Here is a 17,106-nt window from a genome sequence, read left to right on the forward strand (position 1 = left end):
CCTTCTCCACTCAGGGTGCCGGCCGCTCCACCTGAGCCTCGGCCAGATACACCCCGAACAGCCCCTCGGGATCGGTCCAAGCCGCCACCGGCGTCCAGCCGCCCGACCGCAACAAAATCCGCGCATCCCGCGCGCCGTATTTGTGGCTGTTCTCGGTGTGGATCGTCTCCCCCGCACCCATCTCGAATGACCGCCCATCGACAGTAAACGCAACGTCGCGCACCGCCTCCAGATGCATCTCGATCCGCGCGCGATCGTCGTTCCACACCGCCTTGTGGCGGAACGCCTCGACCGGAATATCGCCGTCCAGCTCACGGTTGATCCGCTCGAGCAGATTGAGGTTGAACGCCGCGGTCACGCCCTGCGCGTCGTCATACGCCGGGACGAGCACGTCCTCGCTTTTGATCCGGTCCATCCCGATCAACAGCATCGCGCCCACGCCAAGCGAGGTCCGCATCGCGCGCAGTAGGTCGACCGCCATCAGCGGGATCATGTTACCGATCGTCGACCCCGGAAAGAACCCGAGCTTCGGCGTGTCGGCGATCGTCTTCGGCAGGCTCAGCGGCCGCATGAAATCGGCCTCGAACGGCAGCACCAGCAGGTCCGGGAACTGCTCGCCCAGCACCTTCGACGATTCGCGCAGGAAGTCGCCCGAGATATCGATCGGCACGTAGACCGACGGCGCGACCGCATCGAGCAGGATCGGCGTCTTAGTCGAAGATCCCGACCCGAACTCAACGACCGCACGACCTTCGCCGGCCAGCGTCGCCACCTCCGGACACGCGGTCTCCAGGATCGCCCGCTCGGTCCGCGTCGGATAATATTCGGGCAAGTCGGTGATCTTCTCGAACAGCTCCGAGCCGCGCCGATCGTAGAACCACCGCGCCGGAATTGCCCGCGGCCGCCGAGCGAGCCCGTCCAGCACGTCCGCACGGAACTGCGGATCGGCCAACGTCTGCTGGCCGTCCTCGATCTCAGGCTTCAACATCAGATATCTTTCGCGAGGCGCACGCCGGTGAACTGCCACCGTTGATGCGGATAGAAGAAATTGCGGTAGCTCACCCGCGCATGGCCGCGCGGCGTCGCACAGCTCCCGCCGCGCAGGATGAACTGCGAACTCATGAACTTTCCATTGTATTCGCCGACCGCGCCCGCCGCCGTCACGAACCCGGGATAAGGCCGATACGCGCTGCCGGTCCATTCCCAGACGTCGCCGAAGAACGCCAGTCCGCCCGCGGAGGGCCGAGGCTCAACCGGTCCGGCGACATCCATCTGGTTGCCCCCGTTCGCGTCGTGCGAGGCCGCCGCCGCCTCCCATTCGAACTCGGTCGGCAGTCGTGCACCGGCCCAGCTCGCATACGCATCCGCCTCGAAGAAGCTCACATGCGTCACCGGTGCCGCCGGATCGATCGCGCGCCGGCCGTCGAGCCCGAACCGTGTCCAGCCCGCTTCGCCCTGCTCCCAATAGAGCGGCGCGACGATGCCCTCGGCCTTCACCCACGCCCAACCATCCGCCAGCCAATGCCGCGCTTCGGTGTAGCCGCCATCGGCAATGAACGCCGCCCATTCGCCGTTCGTCACGGTCCGGTCCGCGATCGCATGCGGCACCAGCAGGGCGGCGTGACGCGGCCCCTCGCAATCAAACGCAAACCCTTCGCCGTCATGCCCGACCTCGACGATCCCGCCCTCATGCGCGATCCAGCCGATCGGCCCTGGCATTGCGACCGGGACCTTCCGCGCCGCCGGCCACATCGCCGGCTCAAGCGGGTTCTCCGAAAACATGTGAAGGATGTCGGTTACCAACAATTCCTGGTGCTGCTCTTCATGATGGCACCCGAGCGCCACCAAGTCTCGCGCCTCCTCCGGCAAATCCGGCAGTGCCTCCAGCAACGCAGCATCGACATGCGCGCGATACGCCCGCACCTCGTCGATCGACGGCCGCGTCACCATCCCGCGACGATCGCGCGCGTGACGCCGCCCCTCGGCCTCGTAATAGCTATTGAACAAAAACGGGAAGCGCTTGTCGTGCAGCACATAGCCGGCGACATGATCGCGCAACACGAACGTCTCGAAGAACCACGTCGTATGCGCCATGTGCCACTTGGTCGGCGACGCATCGGGCATCGACTGCACCGTCGCATCCGCGTCCGACAGCGGCGCCGCGAGCGCAAGCGTCAGATCGCGGACGGCGGCAAACTGCTCGGCCAACGGGGACGTTTCCGGCAGGCCTTCACGGTCGGGACGAACGGGATTGGGCATCGATCTCTCCTCAGTTCTACGTCGAGCGAAGCGACGTTGGAACGCGAGCGACGATACGCGCCTAGTCGCGCGTGGCCCCCGGTCGCCAAAGAACGTCTCCGGCGCCGTTTTGGTTCACCGCCCGCGATGCCACGAACAGGAAATCCGAAAGCCGGTTAACATACGCTAATGCGGCCGGATTGAGCGGCTGCGTCTCGCTCGCACTGACGGCGGATCGCTCCGCGCGACGGCTGATCGCGCGCGCCAGGTGCAGTGCGGCGGCTTCGGCCGATCCCCCCGGCAGGATAAAACTGCGCAACGGTGCAAGATGCGCGTTCAGCGCGTCGATCTCGCGCTCGAGCCGCTCGACCTGCGACGGCACGATCCGCAACACCATCTCGGACGGCGCGAACGGATCACCGCCAGCCTCGTCCATGCCGGCCGGAGTCGCCAGATCCGCGCCGAGATCGAACAGGTCGTTCTGGAGCCGGGTCAGCGCCGCCGCCATCGGCTGGTCGCCCAGCGCAATCACCGCCAAGCCGATCGCCGAGTTCGCCTCGTCGACATCGCCGATCGCCTGCATCAGCGCACTCGATTTCGACACCCGCGATCCATCGACGAGCCCCGTCGTGCCGTCATCTCCCGTCCGCGTGTAGATCTTGTTCAGCTTGACCATGAATCTTCCAGATTGAAACGCAGTGAGGCCCCATCACCCAACGCTAACGTCGCCACCCGACGACGAAGTCGGGACCCAACGAAGAAATCCCGTACCACCACAGCCCCCGAATCCCGTGCCCCATAGCCCCCCGTCGCCCCAGCGAAAGCTGGGGTATCCCTCGTGGTTCGCGACGCCCACCAAACGGTGAAATTCCAGCGTCCGCTGGGATGACGGATCCGGGTTGGCCCCGTAACCCAGTCCAGACCTAGTTCCGCCCCGCCGCAAACAGGATCACCACCACGATCAGGATCGCCAGCGCCTGGAAGAAGATCCGCTGCTGCATCATCCGATTCGATTTCAGCGACGCGGCACTCGGCCCGCTGCCGTCGCGGACCTGCGCCGTGCCCTCCTGCAGGAACGACACGACGCCCCGCACCAGAGCCACGACGGTCGCGATCATCGCCGCGATCAGGAGGATGACGAGGAATGTGTTCATGGCCCGAGTGTAAGCGCGCACCGGCGGGGTAGCAATGGCGTACCCGATGCCGGGAAATGACCCATGTTGCCGGGAAGCGAGTTGCGGAACGCCGCGCAGCGGGCGCACATGGCGCATGCTCTATCTCGCGCTCAAAGCCCTGATTTCCGGTATCCTGATCGCCGCCGCATCGGAACTTGCCAAGCGCTATCCCGGCTTCGGTGCGCTCGTCGCATCGCTGCCGCTCGTGTCGGTGCTCGGCATGATCTGGCTCTGGCACGACAAACCCGATCCCCGAACAATGGCCGCGCACGCCGGCGCAACCTTCTGGTACGTGCTGCCCTCGCTACCGATGTTCCTGCTGATCCCCGCGCTGTTGCGACATGGTGTACCCTTCTGGATGTCGCTGGCGGCGGGCTGCGTACTGACGATCGCGCTGTACGCGGCAATGACGTGGGCAGCGCCGAGACTGGGGATCGAGCTGTAAAAAGCACCACCCCGGCGGAGGCCGGGGCCCAATTGGGAAAGCAGAGGTAACGGAGCGATGCGTTACGCCAGCACCGTCCCCCAATTGGGCCCCGGCCACCGCCGGGGTGGTACAACATTGGGGCCGCCGCACCTCCCCCTGTTTCCCCGCGAAGGCGGGGACCCAGTCTGGGCTCCCGCCTTCGCGGGAGAACAAGGAAATGCAGAGTGCGAGCCTTTATAAGGCGACCGTAGCCGAAGGATATTCGCACACCTAGCTCAGGTGTTCACCTGACAGTCGCGAGCCGATGCTCACCCCGCACCCGAGCCGCCAACACCGCCCCATCCTCCCCCGCCGCCCGCATCTCCGCCAACGACAACGCCCCATCGCGCTTAGCCAACCGCCGCCCCGCCGCATCCACCACCAGCGGATGATGATGATAGCGCGGCACCGTCAACCCCAGCAGCGCCTGCAACACCCGGTGCACGTGCGTCGCAGCAAACAAATCCACCCCGCGCACCACGTCCGTCACCCCCTGCGCGGCATCGTCGAGCGTCACCGCCAGATGATAGCTCGCCGGCGCATCCTTTCGCGCCAGCACGACATCCCCCTGCGCCAAAGGATCAGCCACGACCCACCCAGCCGCCGCGTCATGCCACGCCAGCGCGCCGACCTCCGCCACCGCCTTCGCCATATCCAGTCGCCAGCAACACGCCCCCGTCCGCGCCGCGATCTCCGCCGCCGACAGCCCCCGACAAATCCCCGGATAGACCGGCCCGACCTCCCCCTGCGGCGCAGAGGCACTCGCCGCGATCTCCGCCCGCGTACAGAAACACGGATACACGAGCGCGCGCGCCTTCAACCCTTCCATCGCCGCGTCGTACGTCGCCAGCCGCTCCGACTGAAACACGAGCTCGTCCCACCGCAACCCAAGCCACGCCAGATCCTCGAGAATCCCATCGACGAACTCCGGCCGACTCCGCGTCCCATCGATATCCTCGATCCGCAGCACGAACCGCCCGCCCCGCTCGCGCGCAAAGTCGTGCGCGCGGATCGCCGACGCCGCGTGGCCCAGATGCAGCCGCCCGGTCGGGCTCGGCGCGAACCGCGTCACGACACTCACCGCGCTTGACCGACCGCTACGCGCCGTGCTGTCATGCAGCCGTCATCGCCATCGTCCATAGGGCGCCATGCGAAGCCTGAGTGGGAGGAGCCGTGTTTCACCCCGATCTGATGCGTCATCCGGATGGTTGTCCGGCGCTTGTGCTCAATGCCGATTACACGCCGCTTTCCTACTATCCGCTCAGCGTCTGGCCGTGGCAAACCGCGGTCAAGGCTGTCTTCCTCGACCGCGTCGACATCGTCGCCACCTATGAACGCGAAGTCCGCAGCGCCAATTTCGCGCTGAAGCTGCCCTCGGTAATCGCGCTCAAGCAGTTCGTCCGACCGTCGCAATTTCCCGCCTTCACCCGTTTCAACCTGTTCCTGCGCGACAAGTTCACCTGCCAATATTGCGGCAAGCTGCGCGATCTCACCTTCGACCATGTCGTGCCGCGCGCGCAAGGCGGTCGTACCACGTGGGAGAACGTCGTCACCGCCTGCTCGCCCTGCAACCTCAAGAAAGGCGGCCGCACGCCGAAACAGGCGGCGATGCCGCTGCACATCGAGGCGATCCGGCCGACCAACTGGCATCTGCAGGAACACGGCCGCAGCTTCCCCCCCAACTACCTGCACGACACATGGCACGACTGGCTCTATTGGGACGTTGAACTGGAAGCGTAACGGCTTTCAAGACGACGGGAGATACTATGCAGGTGAAACTGGTGGCGGCGCTTGCCGCGACGGGACTTTTTGTGTCCGCGTGCGGCAATAAGGACGAGCAGCGCGCGCAGGCCGATGCCAACGCGGTAGGCTTCGTGCCCCCCTCGGTAACGTCGCGCCTAGATTTCGGCGCCAGCATGGAACGCCGTTTCCGCACGCTAGACCGCAACGCCGACGACCGCATAACCAAAGACGAACTCCCTGCACCGAACGCGCGCATCAAGGCGTTCGACCGTAACAAGGACGGCGTCATCACCGCGATCGAGTGGAGCGAAGGCACGCTAGCCTGGTTCGACAGGATGGACCTCAACCGAGACGGCACCGTCACCTCGGAAGAACGCGCGGAGTCGCGGAAGCGCTGAACGCCGGGCGGCATCCCTTGCGCCATCCTCAAATCCGGTCCCGCCCCGCCCGACACACATCCGTCACTCCAGCCCCAAATCCGTCACCCCAGCGAAAGCTGGGGTATCCCTCGTGGTTCGCGGCACCTTGCACACGCGGAGATCCCAGCTTTCGCTGGGATGACGGATACGGAGGTGCCAGCTCAGCACGGGCGCGCCGGGATGCCTGATAACAATAATATTATTTCGCCACACGCGTGCTATGCATTCGATTTCGCGCCTTACGTCACCCATTCGCGGTTGACCTGAACCCTGCCGCAGCGCAGCAAGCAACCATGGCTAGCCTCCCCGCAATCGCGAACAATTCCGACATCCGCTTCCTCGGCAAACTGCTCGGCGACGTCATCCGCGCCTATGGCGGCGAGCGTCTGTTCGCGGCCACCGAGACGATCCGCAAGGCGTCGGTCGAGCGCCACCGCGACGCTTCCGAAGGCAAGCCGGGCGACGATCGCGCGGTCGATCTCAGCCTCGAAAAACTGAGCCTCGACGAGACGCTCGACTTCGTCCGCGGCTTCATGCTCTTCTCGATGCTCGCCAATCTCGCCGAGGACCGCCAGGGCATCGCCGCGGAAGACGGCGCCGACCTCGCCTCCGCGATCGCCCAGCTCGAATCCGAAGGCATCGACCGCGCCCAGATCCGCACGCTGCTCGACCACGCGCTGATCGCCCCCGTCCTCACCGCGCACCCGACCGAAGTCCGCCGCAAGAGCATGATCGACCACCGCAACCGCATTGCCGAACTGATGGGCCTGCGCGATCTCGGCCGCGACACCACGCCGGATGGCGACAGCGTCGACGACGCGATCCTCCGCCAGATCGCGCTGCTCTGGCAAACCCGCGTCCTGCGCCGCGACCGCCTCTACGTCACCGACGAAGTCGACACCGCGCTCAGCTACCTGCGAGACGTGTTCCTTCCCACATTGCCCGCGCTCTACCAGCGCTGGGACCGCGCCCTCGGCGAACGCACGCCCAGCTTCCTGCGCCCCGGCAGCTGGATCGGCGGCGACCGCGACGGCAACCCCTATGTCACCGCCGACTCGCTCAAGACCGCGCTGGCGAAGGCGAGTGAGGCCGTGCTCGGCTACTACTGCGACGCGGTCCACGCACTCGGCGCCGAACTCTCGATCTCGACCGAGCACGCCCCCGCCGATGCCGCGGTGCAGGCGCTCGCCGACGCCAGTGGCGACGATGCCGCCAGCCGCAGCGACGAGCCCTATCGCCGTGCGCTCTCCGGCATCTACGCCCGGCTGTCCGCGACGCACGACGCGCTCACGGGGAAGCACGCCCCCCGCCCCGGCCGTCTCGTCGGCGAGCCCTATGCCAACCCTGCCGACTTCCGCGCCGACCTCGTCACGCTCGCGCATGGCCTTGGCATCGCGCTGAAGACCGGCGGCGCGCTCGGCCGGCTGATCCGCGCGGTCGAGACATTCGGCTTCCACCTCGCCACCTTGGACCTCCGCCAGAACAGCGCGGTCCACGAACGCGTCGTCGCCGAACTGCTGAAAGTCGCCGGCGTCGAGGACAATTACCTCGCGCTCGACGAGGACGCCCGCGTCGCGCTGCTCCGCCGCGAGCTTGCCAACGCCCGCCCCCTCACCTCGCGCTTCGCCGAATATTCCGAAGAAACCGCCGGCGAACTCGCGATCGTCCAGGCCGCCGCCGACGCGCAGGCCGCCTACGGCCCTGCCTGCATAACCAACTACATCGTCTCGATGGCGCAGTCGGTCAGCGACCTGCTCGAGGTGAACCTTCTCCTCAAGGAAGTCGGCCTCTACCGCCCCGGCGACACGCCGTCCGCAGCGATCATGGCCGTCCCCTTGTTCGAGACGATCGGCGATCTCGAAGCCGCCCCCGCCGTCATGACCGCCTGGTTCGCACTCCCCGAGATCGCGACGATCTCTAAGGCGCGCGGCCATCAGGAAGTGATGATCGGCTATTCGGACAGCAACAAGGACGGCGGGTACCTCACATCCACCTGGCAGCTCTCGAAAGCGTCGACCGCATTGAAGCCGGTGTTCGCGAAGGCCGGCGTCGGCATGCAGCTGTTCCACGGGCGCGGCGGCGCAGTCGGGCGTGGCGGCGGCTCGGCCTTCCGCGCGATCCGCGCGCAACCCCCGGGCACCGTCCAGGGCCGCATCCGCATCACCGAGCAGGGCGAAGTCATCGCCGCCAAATACGGTACGAGAGATGCCGCGATGACCAACCTGGAGGCGATCGCCTCGGCCACGCTGCTCGCAAGCCTCGAACCCGAACGCCTCTCCAACGCCGACAACGCCAGCTTCTCGGCGGCAATGGACACGCTCAGCGACACCGCGTTCCACAGCTACCGCGACCTGGTCTACGGTACGGAGGGCTTCCGCACCTTCTTCCGCCAGATGACCCCGATCGCCGAGATCGCCGGCCTCAAGATCGGCAGCCGCCCCGCCAGCCGCACCAAGTCCGACCGCATCGAAGACCTCCGCGCGATCCCCTGGGTATTCAGCTGGGCGCAGGCGCGCGTCATGCTCCCCGGCTGGTACGGGGTAGGCCGCGCGATCGCCGATTTCGAGGACAAGGCGCTGTTGAAGGACATGGCGCAAGGCTGGCCGCTCTTCGCCTCCGCGCTGGCGAACCTGGAGATGGTGCTAGCCAAGTCCGACATCGGCATCGCCGAACGCTATGCCGGGCTGGTCGAGGACGACAAGCTCCGCGAAATCTTCACCACGATCCGCGACGGCTGGCACCAGACCCACGACGGACTTCTCACGGTAACGGGCCAGTCCCGCCTGCTCGAAAAGCACCCCGCGCTGGACGCCTCGATCCGCCTCCGCCTCCCCTACATCGAGCCGCTAAACCTCCTCCAGATCGAACTCATAAAACGCCGCCGAGCAGGCGAGGACGACCCCCGCATCGGCGAAGGCATCCTCCTATCCATCAACGCCATCGCCACCGCCCTGAGAAACAGCGGCTAAAAACTCCCTCGCCCCTCCGGGGAGAGGGAAGGGGCCCGCCGCGCTTGCGGTGGGAAGGGAGAGGGGCGTTGGGATGAACGTCCCGAGCCTCACACCCCTCACCCTTCCGCTCCTGCGTCGCTCCCTCCCTCTCCCCGCAGGGGAGAGGGACCATCGTAAAACGGCGCAGCAACATCCTCGCGCACCCGCATCAACCGCCCGGTCCCCCGATCCAGCAAAGCCCAGGTCGTAACCGCCTCCAGCTTCACCCGCCCATCATCCCCGACAAACCGCACATGCCGATCGAACCGAGCCCCCTTAGGCGCCCCCTCGACCCAAGTCTCCCCGACAACCGTCTCCCCCGCGACAACACTCCCGCGGTAATCGATCTCATGCCGCGTCACGACCCACACATAGGCCAGCTTATGCTCGGCCGGCGCCACCGCCTCCCAATGCGCCGTCGCGATGGCCTGGATCCACTGCACCCAGACCACATTGTTCACATGCCCAAGCTCGTCGATATCCGCGTCCTGCGCCGTGATCGAGAGCGTGAACCGGCTCACCCCGCGACGCCCAGCTGCCACAGCACGAACGCGTGTTCCTCCGCACCCTCACGCAGCGATTCGAACCGCCCCGACTTGCCGCCATGCCCCGCGCCCATGTTGGTCTTGAGCAACAGCACATTGTCGTCGGTCTTCATCAACCGCAGCTTGGCCGCCCACTTCGCCGGCTCCCAATAGGTCACCCGAGGATCGTTCAGCCCGCCGCTGATGAACATCGGCGGATAAGCCTGCGCCTTGACGTTGTCGTACGGCGAATACGACTGGATCAGCTTGAACGCAGCCTCATCCTCGATCGGATTGCCCCACTCCGGCCACTCGCCCGGCGTCAGCGGCAGGGTCTCGTCCAGCATCGTGTTCAGCACGTCAACGAACGGCACGTCGGCGATCACCGCGCCCCAAAGCTCGGGATCGGAATTGACCACCGCCCCCATCAGCTCGCCGCCAGCGGACCGCCCCGCGATCGCGATCTTCCCCGCCGACGTCCACTGCGCGTCGACCAGCGCCTTCGCCACATCGACGAAATCGTTAAACGTGTTCGCGCGCTTCTCCAGCTTGCCATCCAGATACCATTGCTGACCCAGATCGTCGCCACCCCGGATATGCGCGATCGCATAGGCGAACCCGCGATCGAGCAGGCTCATCCGCCCCGTCGAGAAGCCCGGCGGGATCGCATAGCCGTACGCGCCATACGCATAGAGGAACAAAGGCGCCGACCCATCGCGCACGAACCCCGCCGGATACACGATCGAGACCGGGATCTCCGTCCCGTCCCGCGCAACGATCTTCAGCCGCTCGGTCGCGTATTTCGCGGCGTCATAGCCGCTCGGGATCTCCTGCACCTTGAGCATCGTCCGCTCGCCGGTATCGACGTCGTAGTCGTACACCGTCCCCGGCGTGACCATCGACTCATACCCAAGCCGCAGCACCGTCATGTCGTATTCGGGATTATCCCCCAGCCCCGCGACATAGCTCGCCTCTGGGAAGTCGATCCGCTTGCCCTCGGTCGGCGTCTCGTATCGGTGGATCGCGATCTGATCGAGACCGTCCTCGCGCCCATCGACCACGAAGAAGTCCTGATAACACTCCACGCCCGTCATATAGAAATGCGGCGAGGCCGGGATCAGCTCGCTCCATGCATCCGGCTCCTCAACCAGCGCAGTGCACAGCCGAAAATTCGGATCGACGTCGTTGGTATGGATGAACAGCGTCCCGTCATGCTCGTCCACATCATATTCGCGGCCCACCTTCCGAGCCGAAACGAGGATCGGCACCGCCAGAGGCTCATGCGCGGGCAGCAGGTACAGCTCGCTCGTCACATGATCGCTCGTCGCGATCACGATCCATTTCCGCGAACTCGTCTCGCCGACCCCGACGCGAAAGCCTTCGTCCTCCTCGTGGAACAGCACGACGTCCTCGGAGATCGGCGTCCCCAACCGGTGGAACCGCGCATTGTCGGTCCGCCACTGCTCGTTCGCCAGCCCGTACAGGAAGCCCGCATCGTCCGCGGTCCAGACGATCTCGCTGAGCATCCCCGGGATCACGTCGGGCAGGTGCTCGCCGGTATCCAGGTCCTTGACCCGAACCTCGAACCGCTCGCTCCCGTTATCGTCGATCGCATAGGCGAGATAGCGCCCGTCATTGCTGATCGAGAACGCCCCGAGCCGGAAATACTCGTGCCCCTCCGCCAGCGCCGGCTCGTCGAGCAACAACTCGTCGTCACCACCCGCGACCGGCTTGCGCCACCATTTCTTGTACTGCCCGCCGGTCTCGTACGCGGTCCAGTAGAGCCAGTCGCCATCCTTCTGCGGCACCGAGGATTCATCCTCCTTGATGCGCGCCTTCATCTCTTCGTAGATCGTGTCGACCAGCGCGGTATGCGGCGCCATCTGCTCTTCGAAATACACATTCTCGGCAGCGAGATACGCCAGCACATCGGCGTCATCGACCTCCGGATAGTTCGGATCCTTCAGCCACGCATAGGGATCCTCGATCGTCACGCCATGCGTGGTGAAGCTGTGCGAGCGCTGTTCGGCGATGGGGGGCGTGGTCATCCCGGTGTGTTAGCCGTGCGGAGGGTGGAAGCCAAACGCTGCGGCGTTGCAGGCGTGACGGCCGACCCAGCCAACACCACCCCGGCGAAGGCCGGGGCCCAATTGGAAAGGTTGCACTAACTGCGCGCAATCCTCCGTTATTGCCGTCCCCCAATTGGGCCCCGGCCTTCGCCGGGGTGGTACAAAACTTCGGTGGCGCCCCTAACTCTGTTTCCCCGCGAAGGCGGGGACCCAGTCTGGGCTCCCGCCTTCGCGGGAGAACAAGGGGGCCGTAAATGTGGTTCGTCAGCCCTGCGAGAAAGCCACCCGACGAAGCTCCCCCGCCCGCACCCGCTGTCCTACACATCAGCTTTCTGTCACAACCCCCGGCATGACCATGACCGCCAATCCGCGCCCATACCCATACCGTCGCGCCCGTCCCCCACGCCCACCAGGGGCAAGTATTGAAACCTCGCCAGCGTCTGCACTTTCTATACTTCACTTTTGACGAGAGACCGAACCGATGACCCCGACCGCCCGCTTAGCCGACCGCCTCGTGGCCCTCCGCGCCCAGCTAACCACCGATAATCTCGACGGTTTCGTCATCCCGCTCACCGATGAACACATGAGCGAATATGTCGGCGGCTATGCGCAGCGCCTCGGCTGGCTAACCGGCTTCGGCGGCTCGGCCGGCACCGCGGTCGTCCTCGCCGACCGCGCGGCGATCTTCATCGACGGCCGCTACACGATCCAGGTCCGCGAACAGGTCGACGGCGCGCAGTGGGACTATGCCGACGTCCCCCAGACCAGCCCCGCCGCCTGCCTCGCCAGGCACGCCCCCGAAGGCGGCCGGATCGGCTACGACCCGTGGCTCCACACCGGAATTTGGGTCGCGGAAGCCACCACAGCCCTGGCCGAACGTGACGTGACACTGGTAGCGGTAGACACCAACCCCATCGACGCGATCTGGACCGACCGCCCCGCCCCCTCCCCCGCCAAGCTGACCGTCCAGCCCGACCAGTTCACCGGCGCCTCCTCCGCCGAAAAGCGTGCCAAGATCGCCGACTGGCTCTCCGAACAGAACGCGGACGCGGTCGTCCTCACCGCACTCGACTCCATCGCCTGGGCGCTCAACATCCGCGGCGACGACGTCGACCACACCCCCGTAGCGCTATCCTACGCGATCGTCGGCGCGGACGGCACCACCGACCTGTTCGTCGCCCCAGACAAGCTCGACGACACCGTCCGTCAACATCTCGGCAACGCGGTCCGCCTCCACGACCGCGCCGCCTTCGCCGCGACCCTCGCCACCTATGCCGGCAAGCGCGTCGCCGCCGACCCTGAGCGAGCAGTCGCGGCGATCACGCAGGCACTCCAGGCCGGCGGCGCCAAGATCCTCCCCCTGCGCGACCCAGTCGTCCTCGCAAAAGCCATCAAGAACCCGGTCGAGATAAGCGGCCACCGTGCTGCCTCCGCCCGCGACGGCGCCGCACTCGCGCGCTTCCTCCGCTGGGTCGAAACCGAATGCGTGAAGGGCGGCCAGACCGAACTCAGCGCCGCCGCCAAGCTGCTCGCCTTCCGCGAACAGACCGGCGTCCTGAAGGACACCTCGTTCGACACGATCTCCGCCACCGGCCCGCACGGTGCGATCCCGCACTACCACGTCACGGAAGAATCGAGCGCGCCGATCGAACCCGGCCAGCTCTATTTGATCGATTCCGGCGGCCAGTACTCGGACGGCACCACCGACGTCACCCGCGTCATGCCGATCGGCGAACCGACCGAAGAGATGCGCGACCGTTTCACGCGTGTCCTCAAGGGCCATATCGGCATCGCCACCGCGGTTTTCCCCGACGGCACGATGGGCGGCCAGATCGACGCCTTCGCCCGCCGTCCGCTCTGGGAAGCCGGCCTCGATTTCGGCCACGGCACCGGCCACGGCGTCGGTGCGTATCTCGCGGTCCACGAAGGCCCGCAGCGGATCGCCGCGCCAAACTACCCCGGCGGCGCGGCGATGGAGCCGCTGCGCGCCGGCATGATGCTCTCGAACGAGCCCGGCTATTACAAGGCCGGCGAATACGGCATCCGCATCGAGAACCTCATCCTGATCGAACCGCGCGAGATCCCCGGCGCCGACCGCGCAATGCTCGGTTTCGAAACGCTCACCTTCTGCCCGATCGAACGCTCGCTGATCGAGCCGACGCTGCTGACCGCGGCAGAGCGCCAATGGGTCGACGATTATCACGCGCAGGTGCTGGCGGTCCTCACCCCGGAAATGACCGACGCGGAGGATCGCGCCTGGCTCACCGCCAAATGCGCACCCCTCAGCTAGACGGCTCGTCCTTGGTCGCAGGCGCGGCGCCAACGGCCCGCGCCTGCGCCTTCCGCCGCCGCAGATTCTCGCGCAGCGCAGCCGCCATGCGCTCGGCCTTCTCCGCCGCCCTCCGATCCCGATCGTCCATAAATATGCCCTACATTGCGGCGCGGTGCCTTGACAATCATCCCGCCCTCGTCTCTTAGCCCCACTCCGCCGGCAGCGATGCCGACGAGTGCTGCCGTAGCTCAGTGGTAGAGCGCATCCTTGGTAAGGCTGAGGTCGTGAGTTCAATCCTCACCGGCAGCACCAGTTTTTTGACTTCTCTCCCGCAGCGGGCGCCCAACGAGCACCCTGCGGAGAGAATCGTCACCCTATCACTCCATGCTCGTAAGTTCGGCATTTGGAGCCCGCCACCGGCAGAAATGCCGCTCGCGCGAGCGTTTTTAGCGTTCCTGGCTAACCCCGACCTTGTCGCCACGTAAGCACGGCACGCCTCCAGGGTAGGCCGCTCCGGTTTTATGTATCGGTTCGATGGCACGTGCTAGCATCTCCCGAAAGCTCTTGTGTTGCTCAAATGCAACACCATCTTTTGGCCAGATACCGAACCATCCCACAGGAATTCGTCATGAACATCGACAAATTCACCGACCGCGCGAAGGGCTTCCTGCAATCCGCACAGACCGTCGCGATCCGCATGAACCATCAGCGCATCGCCCCCGAGCATCTGTTGAAGGCGCTGCTGGAGGACGAGCAGGGCATGGCCGCCGGGCTGATCGCAGCGGCGGGCGGCGACGCCAAGCGCGCGACGTCGGAAACCGATCTCGCGCTCGCCAAGATTCCGGTCGTGTCGGGCTCGGGCGCGCAGACCACGCCGGGGATCGACAACGACGCGGTGCGCGTCCTCGACCAAGCCGAGCAGATCGCAAGCAAGGCGGGCGACAGTTTCGTTACCGTCGAGCGCCTGCTGGTCGCGCTCGCGCTCTCGCTCAACACCGCCGCGGGCAAGGCGTTGAAGGCCGGCGGCGTGACGCCCGAGGGGCTCAACACTGCGATCAACGCCGTCCGTCAGGGCCGCACCGCCGACACCGCTGGCGCCGAGGATCGCTATGATGCGCTCAAGAAGTTCGCGCGCGACCTCACCCAGGCGGCGCGCGACGGCAAGCTCGATCCCGTCATCGGCCGCGACGAAGAGATCCGTCGCACGATCCAGATTCTCGCGCGCCGCACGAAGAACAACCCGGCGCTGATCGGCGAACCCGGCGTCGGCAAGACCGCAATCGCCGAAGGGCTCGCCCTCCGGATCGCCAATGGCGACGTCCCCGATACGCTCAAGGATCGCCGGCTGATGTCGCTCGACCTCGGCTCGCTGATCGCGGGTGCCAAATATCGCGGCGAGTTCGAGGAGCGGCTGAAGGGCGTGCTCGACGAGGTGAAGGCCGCCGAGGGCGACATCATCCTGTTCATCGACGAGATGCACCAGCTGATCGGCGCGGGTAAATCCGAGGGCGCGATGGATGCGGGCAACCTGCTCAAGCCCGCGCTGGCGCGTGGCGAGCTGCACTGCGTCGGCGCCACCACGCTCGACGAGTACCGCAAATATGTCGAGAAGGACCCGGCGTTGCAGCGGCGGTTCCAGCCGGTGATGGTCGGCGAACCGACCGTCGAAGACACCATCTCGATCCTGCGCGGGCTGAAGGAGAAGTACGAACTCCATCACGGCGTGCGGATCACCGACGGCGCGATCGTCGCCGCCTCGACACTGTCGAACCGCTACATCACCGACCGATTCCTGCCCGACAAGGCGATCGACCTGATGGACGAGGCCGCGTCGCGAATCCGCATGGAGGTCGAGTCGAAGCCCGAGGCGATCGAAAATCTCGACCGTCGGATCATCCAGCTCAAGATCGAACGCGAAGCGTTGAAGCGCGAGACCGACGACGCGTCGGTCGACCGCCTCGACACGCTGGAAGGCGAACTCGTCAATCTGGAGGAGCAATCCGCAGAACTGACGACACGCTGGAAGGGCGAGAAGGACAAGATCAACGCCGAGGCGCGGGTCAAGGAACAGCTCGATGCCGCACGGCTCGAGCTGGAGCAGGCGCAGCGCTCGGGCGATCTCGCCAAGGCGGGCGAGCTTTCCTACGGTACGATCCCGGGGTTGCAGCGCCAGCTCGACGAGGCGGCAGGGGCGACCAAGGGCGCGATGCTGCGCGAGGAGGTAACCGCGGACGATATCGCCGGCGTGGTCAGCCGCTGGACCGGCATCCCGGTCGAGCGGATGCTGCAGGGCGAGCGCGACAAGCTGCTGGCGATGGAAGCGACGATCGGCAAGCGCGTGATCGGTCAGGCGCATGCCGTTAAGGCCGTCTCTACCGCAGTCAGGCGGGCGCGTGCGGGGTTGCAGGATCCGAACCGGCCCTTGGGCTCGTTCTTGTTCCTGGGGCCAACCGGCGTCGGCAAGACCGAGCTAACCAAGGCGCTCGCCGAGTTCCTGTTCGACGATCCCAGCGCGATGGTCCGCATCGACATGAGCGAGTTCATGGAGAAGCACGCGGTCGCGCGGCTGATCGGCGCGCCTCCGGGCTATGTCGGATACGAGGAAGGCGGCGTGCTGACCGAGGCGGTGCGCAGGCGTCCGTACCAGGTGATCCTGTTCGACGAGGTCGAGAAGGCCCACGGCGACGTGTTCAACGTGCTGTTGCAGGTGCTCGACGACGGGCGGCTGACCGACGGCCAGGGGCGCACGGTGGATTTCAGCAACACGCTGATCATCCTGACGTCGAACCTCGGCAGCCAGTACCTCGCGAACATGGCGGAGGGCGACGACGTATCGTCGGTCGAGCCGCAGGTGATGGAGATCGTCCGGTCGCACTTCCGACCCGAATTCCTCAACCGGCTCGACGAGGTGATCCTGTTCCACCGCCTCGGCCAGTCGCACATGGCACCGATCGTCGACATCCAGGTATCCCGCGTCGACAAACTGCTCGCCGACCGCAAGATCGTCCTCGACCTGACGGATGCGGCGAGAGCGTGGCTCGGACGGGTCGGCTATGATCCGGTGTACGGCGCGCGGCCGTTGAAGCGTGCGGTGCAGCGCTATCTGCAAGACCCGCTCGCCGACATGATCCTGCGCGGCGAGGTCAAGGACGGCTCGACCGTCAAGGTCGACGAAGGCGACGGCAAGCTGGTGCTCCAGGTCGCCTGATA

The 17,106-nt window shown here is 66.0% G+C and carries 14 protein-coding genes and 1 tRNA gene; 7 read left to right on the forward strand and 8 right to left on the reverse strand.

Going from position 1 to position 17,106, the window contains the following annotated elements; all coding sequences use genetic code 11:
* Positions 1–10 precede the first annotated feature (10 nt).
* From egtD to U1763_RS15415, 4 genes are all read right to left on the reverse strand, one after another.
* A complete protein-coding gene (gene egtD, locus U1763_RS15400) occupies positions 11–988 on the reverse strand; it encodes an L-histidine N(alpha)-methyltransferase (RefSeq protein ID WP_332755895.1) in 978 nt (325 codons plus the stop codon).
* On the reverse strand, positions 988–2,259 hold the full coding sequence (egtB, locus tag U1763_RS15405; protein WP_332755896.1) for an ergothioneine biosynthesis protein EgtB: 1,272 nt from the start codon (positions 2,257–2,259) through the stop codon (positions 988–990). Before egtB ends, egtD begins: the two co-directional genes overlap by 1 nt.
* Before the next feature lie 61 nt (positions 2,260–2,320).
* A complete protein-coding gene (locus tag U1763_RS15410; protein WP_332755897.1) occupies positions 2,321–2,914 on the reverse strand; it encodes a cob(I)yrinic acid a,c-diamide adenosyltransferase in 594 nt (197 codons plus the stop codon).
* A gap of 247 nt (positions 2,915–3,161) precedes the next feature.
* Positions 3,162–3,392, reverse strand: coding sequence for a twin transmembrane helix small protein (locus U1763_RS15415; protein WP_132735390.1), 231 nt, complete (start codon positions 3,390–3,392; stop codon positions 3,162–3,164).
* Positions 3,393–3,507: 115 nt separating this feature from the next.
* On the opposite strand from U1763_RS15415, the gene U1763_RS15420 reads away from it, so the two are divergent.
* Positions 3,508–3,858: a DUF3147 family protein gene (locus U1763_RS15420; protein WP_332755898.1), complete on the forward strand. Its 351-nt coding sequence runs from the start codon at positions 3,508–3,510 to the stop codon at positions 3,856–3,858.
* Between the two features lie 265 nt (positions 3,859–4,123).
* On the opposite strand, the gene gluQRS is transcribed toward U1763_RS15420, so the two are convergent.
* Entirely contained in the window at positions 4,124–4,960 is an 837-nt protein-coding gene (gene gluQRS, locus U1763_RS15425; protein WP_332755899.1) for a tRNA glutamyl-Q(34) synthetase GluQRS, read from the reverse strand.
* Positions 4,961–5,052: 92 nt separating this feature from the next.
* Here gluQRS and U1763_RS15430 point away from each other — a divergent pair, with 92 nt between their 5' ends.
* The 3 genes from U1763_RS15430 to ppc all read left to right on the forward strand — a co-directional run bounded on the left by U1763_RS15430 (position 5,053) and on the right by ppc (position 9,010).
* Positions 5,053–5,619: an HNH endonuclease gene (locus U1763_RS15430; RefSeq protein WP_128453801.1), complete on the forward strand. Its 567-nt coding sequence runs from the start codon at positions 5,053–5,055 to the stop codon at positions 5,617–5,619.
* A 26-nt stretch (positions 5,620–5,645) separates the two neighbouring features.
* A complete protein-coding gene (locus U1763_RS15435; RefSeq protein ID WP_277984115.1) occupies positions 5,646–6,020 on the forward strand; it encodes an EF-hand domain-containing protein in 375 nt (124 codons plus the stop codon).
* Between the two features lie 314 nt (positions 6,021–6,334).
* Complete coding sequence (gene ppc, locus U1763_RS15440) at positions 6,335–9,010, forward strand: phosphoenolpyruvate carboxylase (protein ID WP_332755900.1); 2,676 nt, start codon at positions 6,335–6,337, stop codon at positions 9,008–9,010.
* Positions 9,011–9,108: 98 nt separating this feature from the next.
* Here the strand turns inward: ppc and U1763_RS15445 are convergent, their stop codons facing one another.
* Positions 9,109–9,552 (reverse strand): acyl-CoA thioesterase, encoded by a 444-nt coding sequence (locus U1763_RS15445; RefSeq protein ID WP_332755901.1) that lies wholly within the window; start codon positions 9,550–9,552, stop codon positions 9,109–9,111.
* Positions 9,549–11,603 (reverse strand): S9 family peptidase, encoded by a 2,055-nt coding sequence (locus U1763_RS15450; protein ID WP_332755902.1) that lies wholly within the window; start codon positions 11,601–11,603, stop codon positions 9,549–9,551. Before U1763_RS15450 ends, U1763_RS15445 begins: the two co-directional genes overlap by 4 nt.
* Before the next feature lie 502 nt (positions 11,604–12,105).
* Between U1763_RS15450 and U1763_RS15455 the strand changes: the two genes are divergently transcribed.
* Positions 12,106–13,914, forward strand: coding sequence for an aminopeptidase P family protein (locus U1763_RS15455; RefSeq protein WP_332755903.1), 1,809 nt, complete (start codon positions 12,106–12,108; stop codon positions 13,912–13,914).
* On the opposite strand, the gene U1763_RS15460 is transcribed toward U1763_RS15455, so the two are convergent.
* On the reverse strand, positions 13,907–14,044 hold the full coding sequence (locus tag U1763_RS15460; RefSeq protein WP_332755904.1) for a hypothetical protein: 138 nt from the start codon (positions 14,042–14,044) through the stop codon (positions 13,907–13,909). The two genes, U1763_RS15455 and U1763_RS15460, sit on opposite strands and share 8 nt — an antisense overlap.
* Before the next feature lie 89 nt (positions 14,045–14,133).
* Here U1763_RS15460 and U1763_RS15465 point away from each other — a divergent pair.
* Together U1763_RS15465 and clpB are read left to right on the forward strand one after the other, a co-directional pair.
* A tRNA-Thr gene (locus tag U1763_RS15465) sits at positions 14,134–14,208 on the forward strand.
* Positions 14,209–14,524: 316 nt separating this feature from the next.
* On the forward strand, positions 14,525–17,104 hold the full coding sequence (gene clpB / locus U1763_RS15470; RefSeq protein ID WP_332755905.1) for an ATP-dependent chaperone ClpB: 2,580 nt from the start codon (positions 14,525–14,527) through the stop codon (positions 17,102–17,104).
* Positions 17,105–17,106: the final 2 nt, after the last annotated feature.

The organism is Sphingomonas sorbitolis, from assembly GCF_036663875.1.
In the GTDB taxonomy this organism is placed as follows: domain Bacteria; phylum Pseudomonadota; class Alphaproteobacteria; order Sphingomonadales; family Sphingomonadaceae; genus Sphingomonas.

Excerpts from the sequence above, each read along its gene's own strand:
- U1763_RS15460 (WP_332755904.1), bottom strand. The coding sequence starts at position 14,044 with ATGGACGATCGGGATCGGAGGGCGGCGGAGAAGGCCGAGCGCATGGCG.
- U1763_RS15410 (WP_332755897.1), bottom strand. The coding sequence starts at position 2,914 with ATGGTCAAGCTGAACAAGATCTACACGCGGACGGGAGATGACGGCACG.
- ppc (WP_332755900.1), top strand. The coding sequence starts at position 6,335 with ATGGCTAGCCTCCCCGCAATCGCGAACAATTCCGACATCCGCTTCCTC.
- U1763_RS15415 (WP_132735390.1), bottom strand. The coding sequence starts at position 3,392 with ATGAACACATTCCTCGTCATCCTCCTGATCGCGGCGATGATCGCGACC.
- U1763_RS15455 (WP_332755903.1), top strand. The coding sequence starts at position 12,106 with ATGACCCCGACCGCCCGCTTAGCCGACCGCCTCGTGGCCCTCCGCGCC.
- egtB (WP_332755896.1), bottom strand. The coding sequence starts at position 2,259 with ATGCCCAATCCCGTTCGTCCCGACCGTGAAGGCCTGCCGGAAACGTCC.
- U1763_RS15450 (WP_332755902.1), bottom strand. The coding sequence starts at position 11,603 with ATGACCACGCCCCCCATCGCCGAACAGCGCTCGCACAGCTTCACCACG.
- U1763_RS15435 (WP_277984115.1), top strand. The coding sequence starts at position 5,646 with ATGCAGGTGAAACTGGTGGCGGCGCTTGCCGCGACGGGACTTTTTGTG.
- egtD (WP_332755895.1), bottom strand. The coding sequence starts at position 988 with ATGTTGAAGCCTGAGATCGAGGACGGCCAGCAGACGTTGGCCGATCCG.
- U1763_RS15420 (WP_332755898.1), top strand. The coding sequence starts at position 3,508 with ATGCTCTATCTCGCGCTCAAAGCCCTGATTTCCGGTATCCTGATCGCC.
- clpB (WP_332755905.1), top strand. The coding sequence starts at position 14,525 with ATGAACATCGACAAATTCACCGACCGCGCGAAGGGCTTCCTGCAATCC.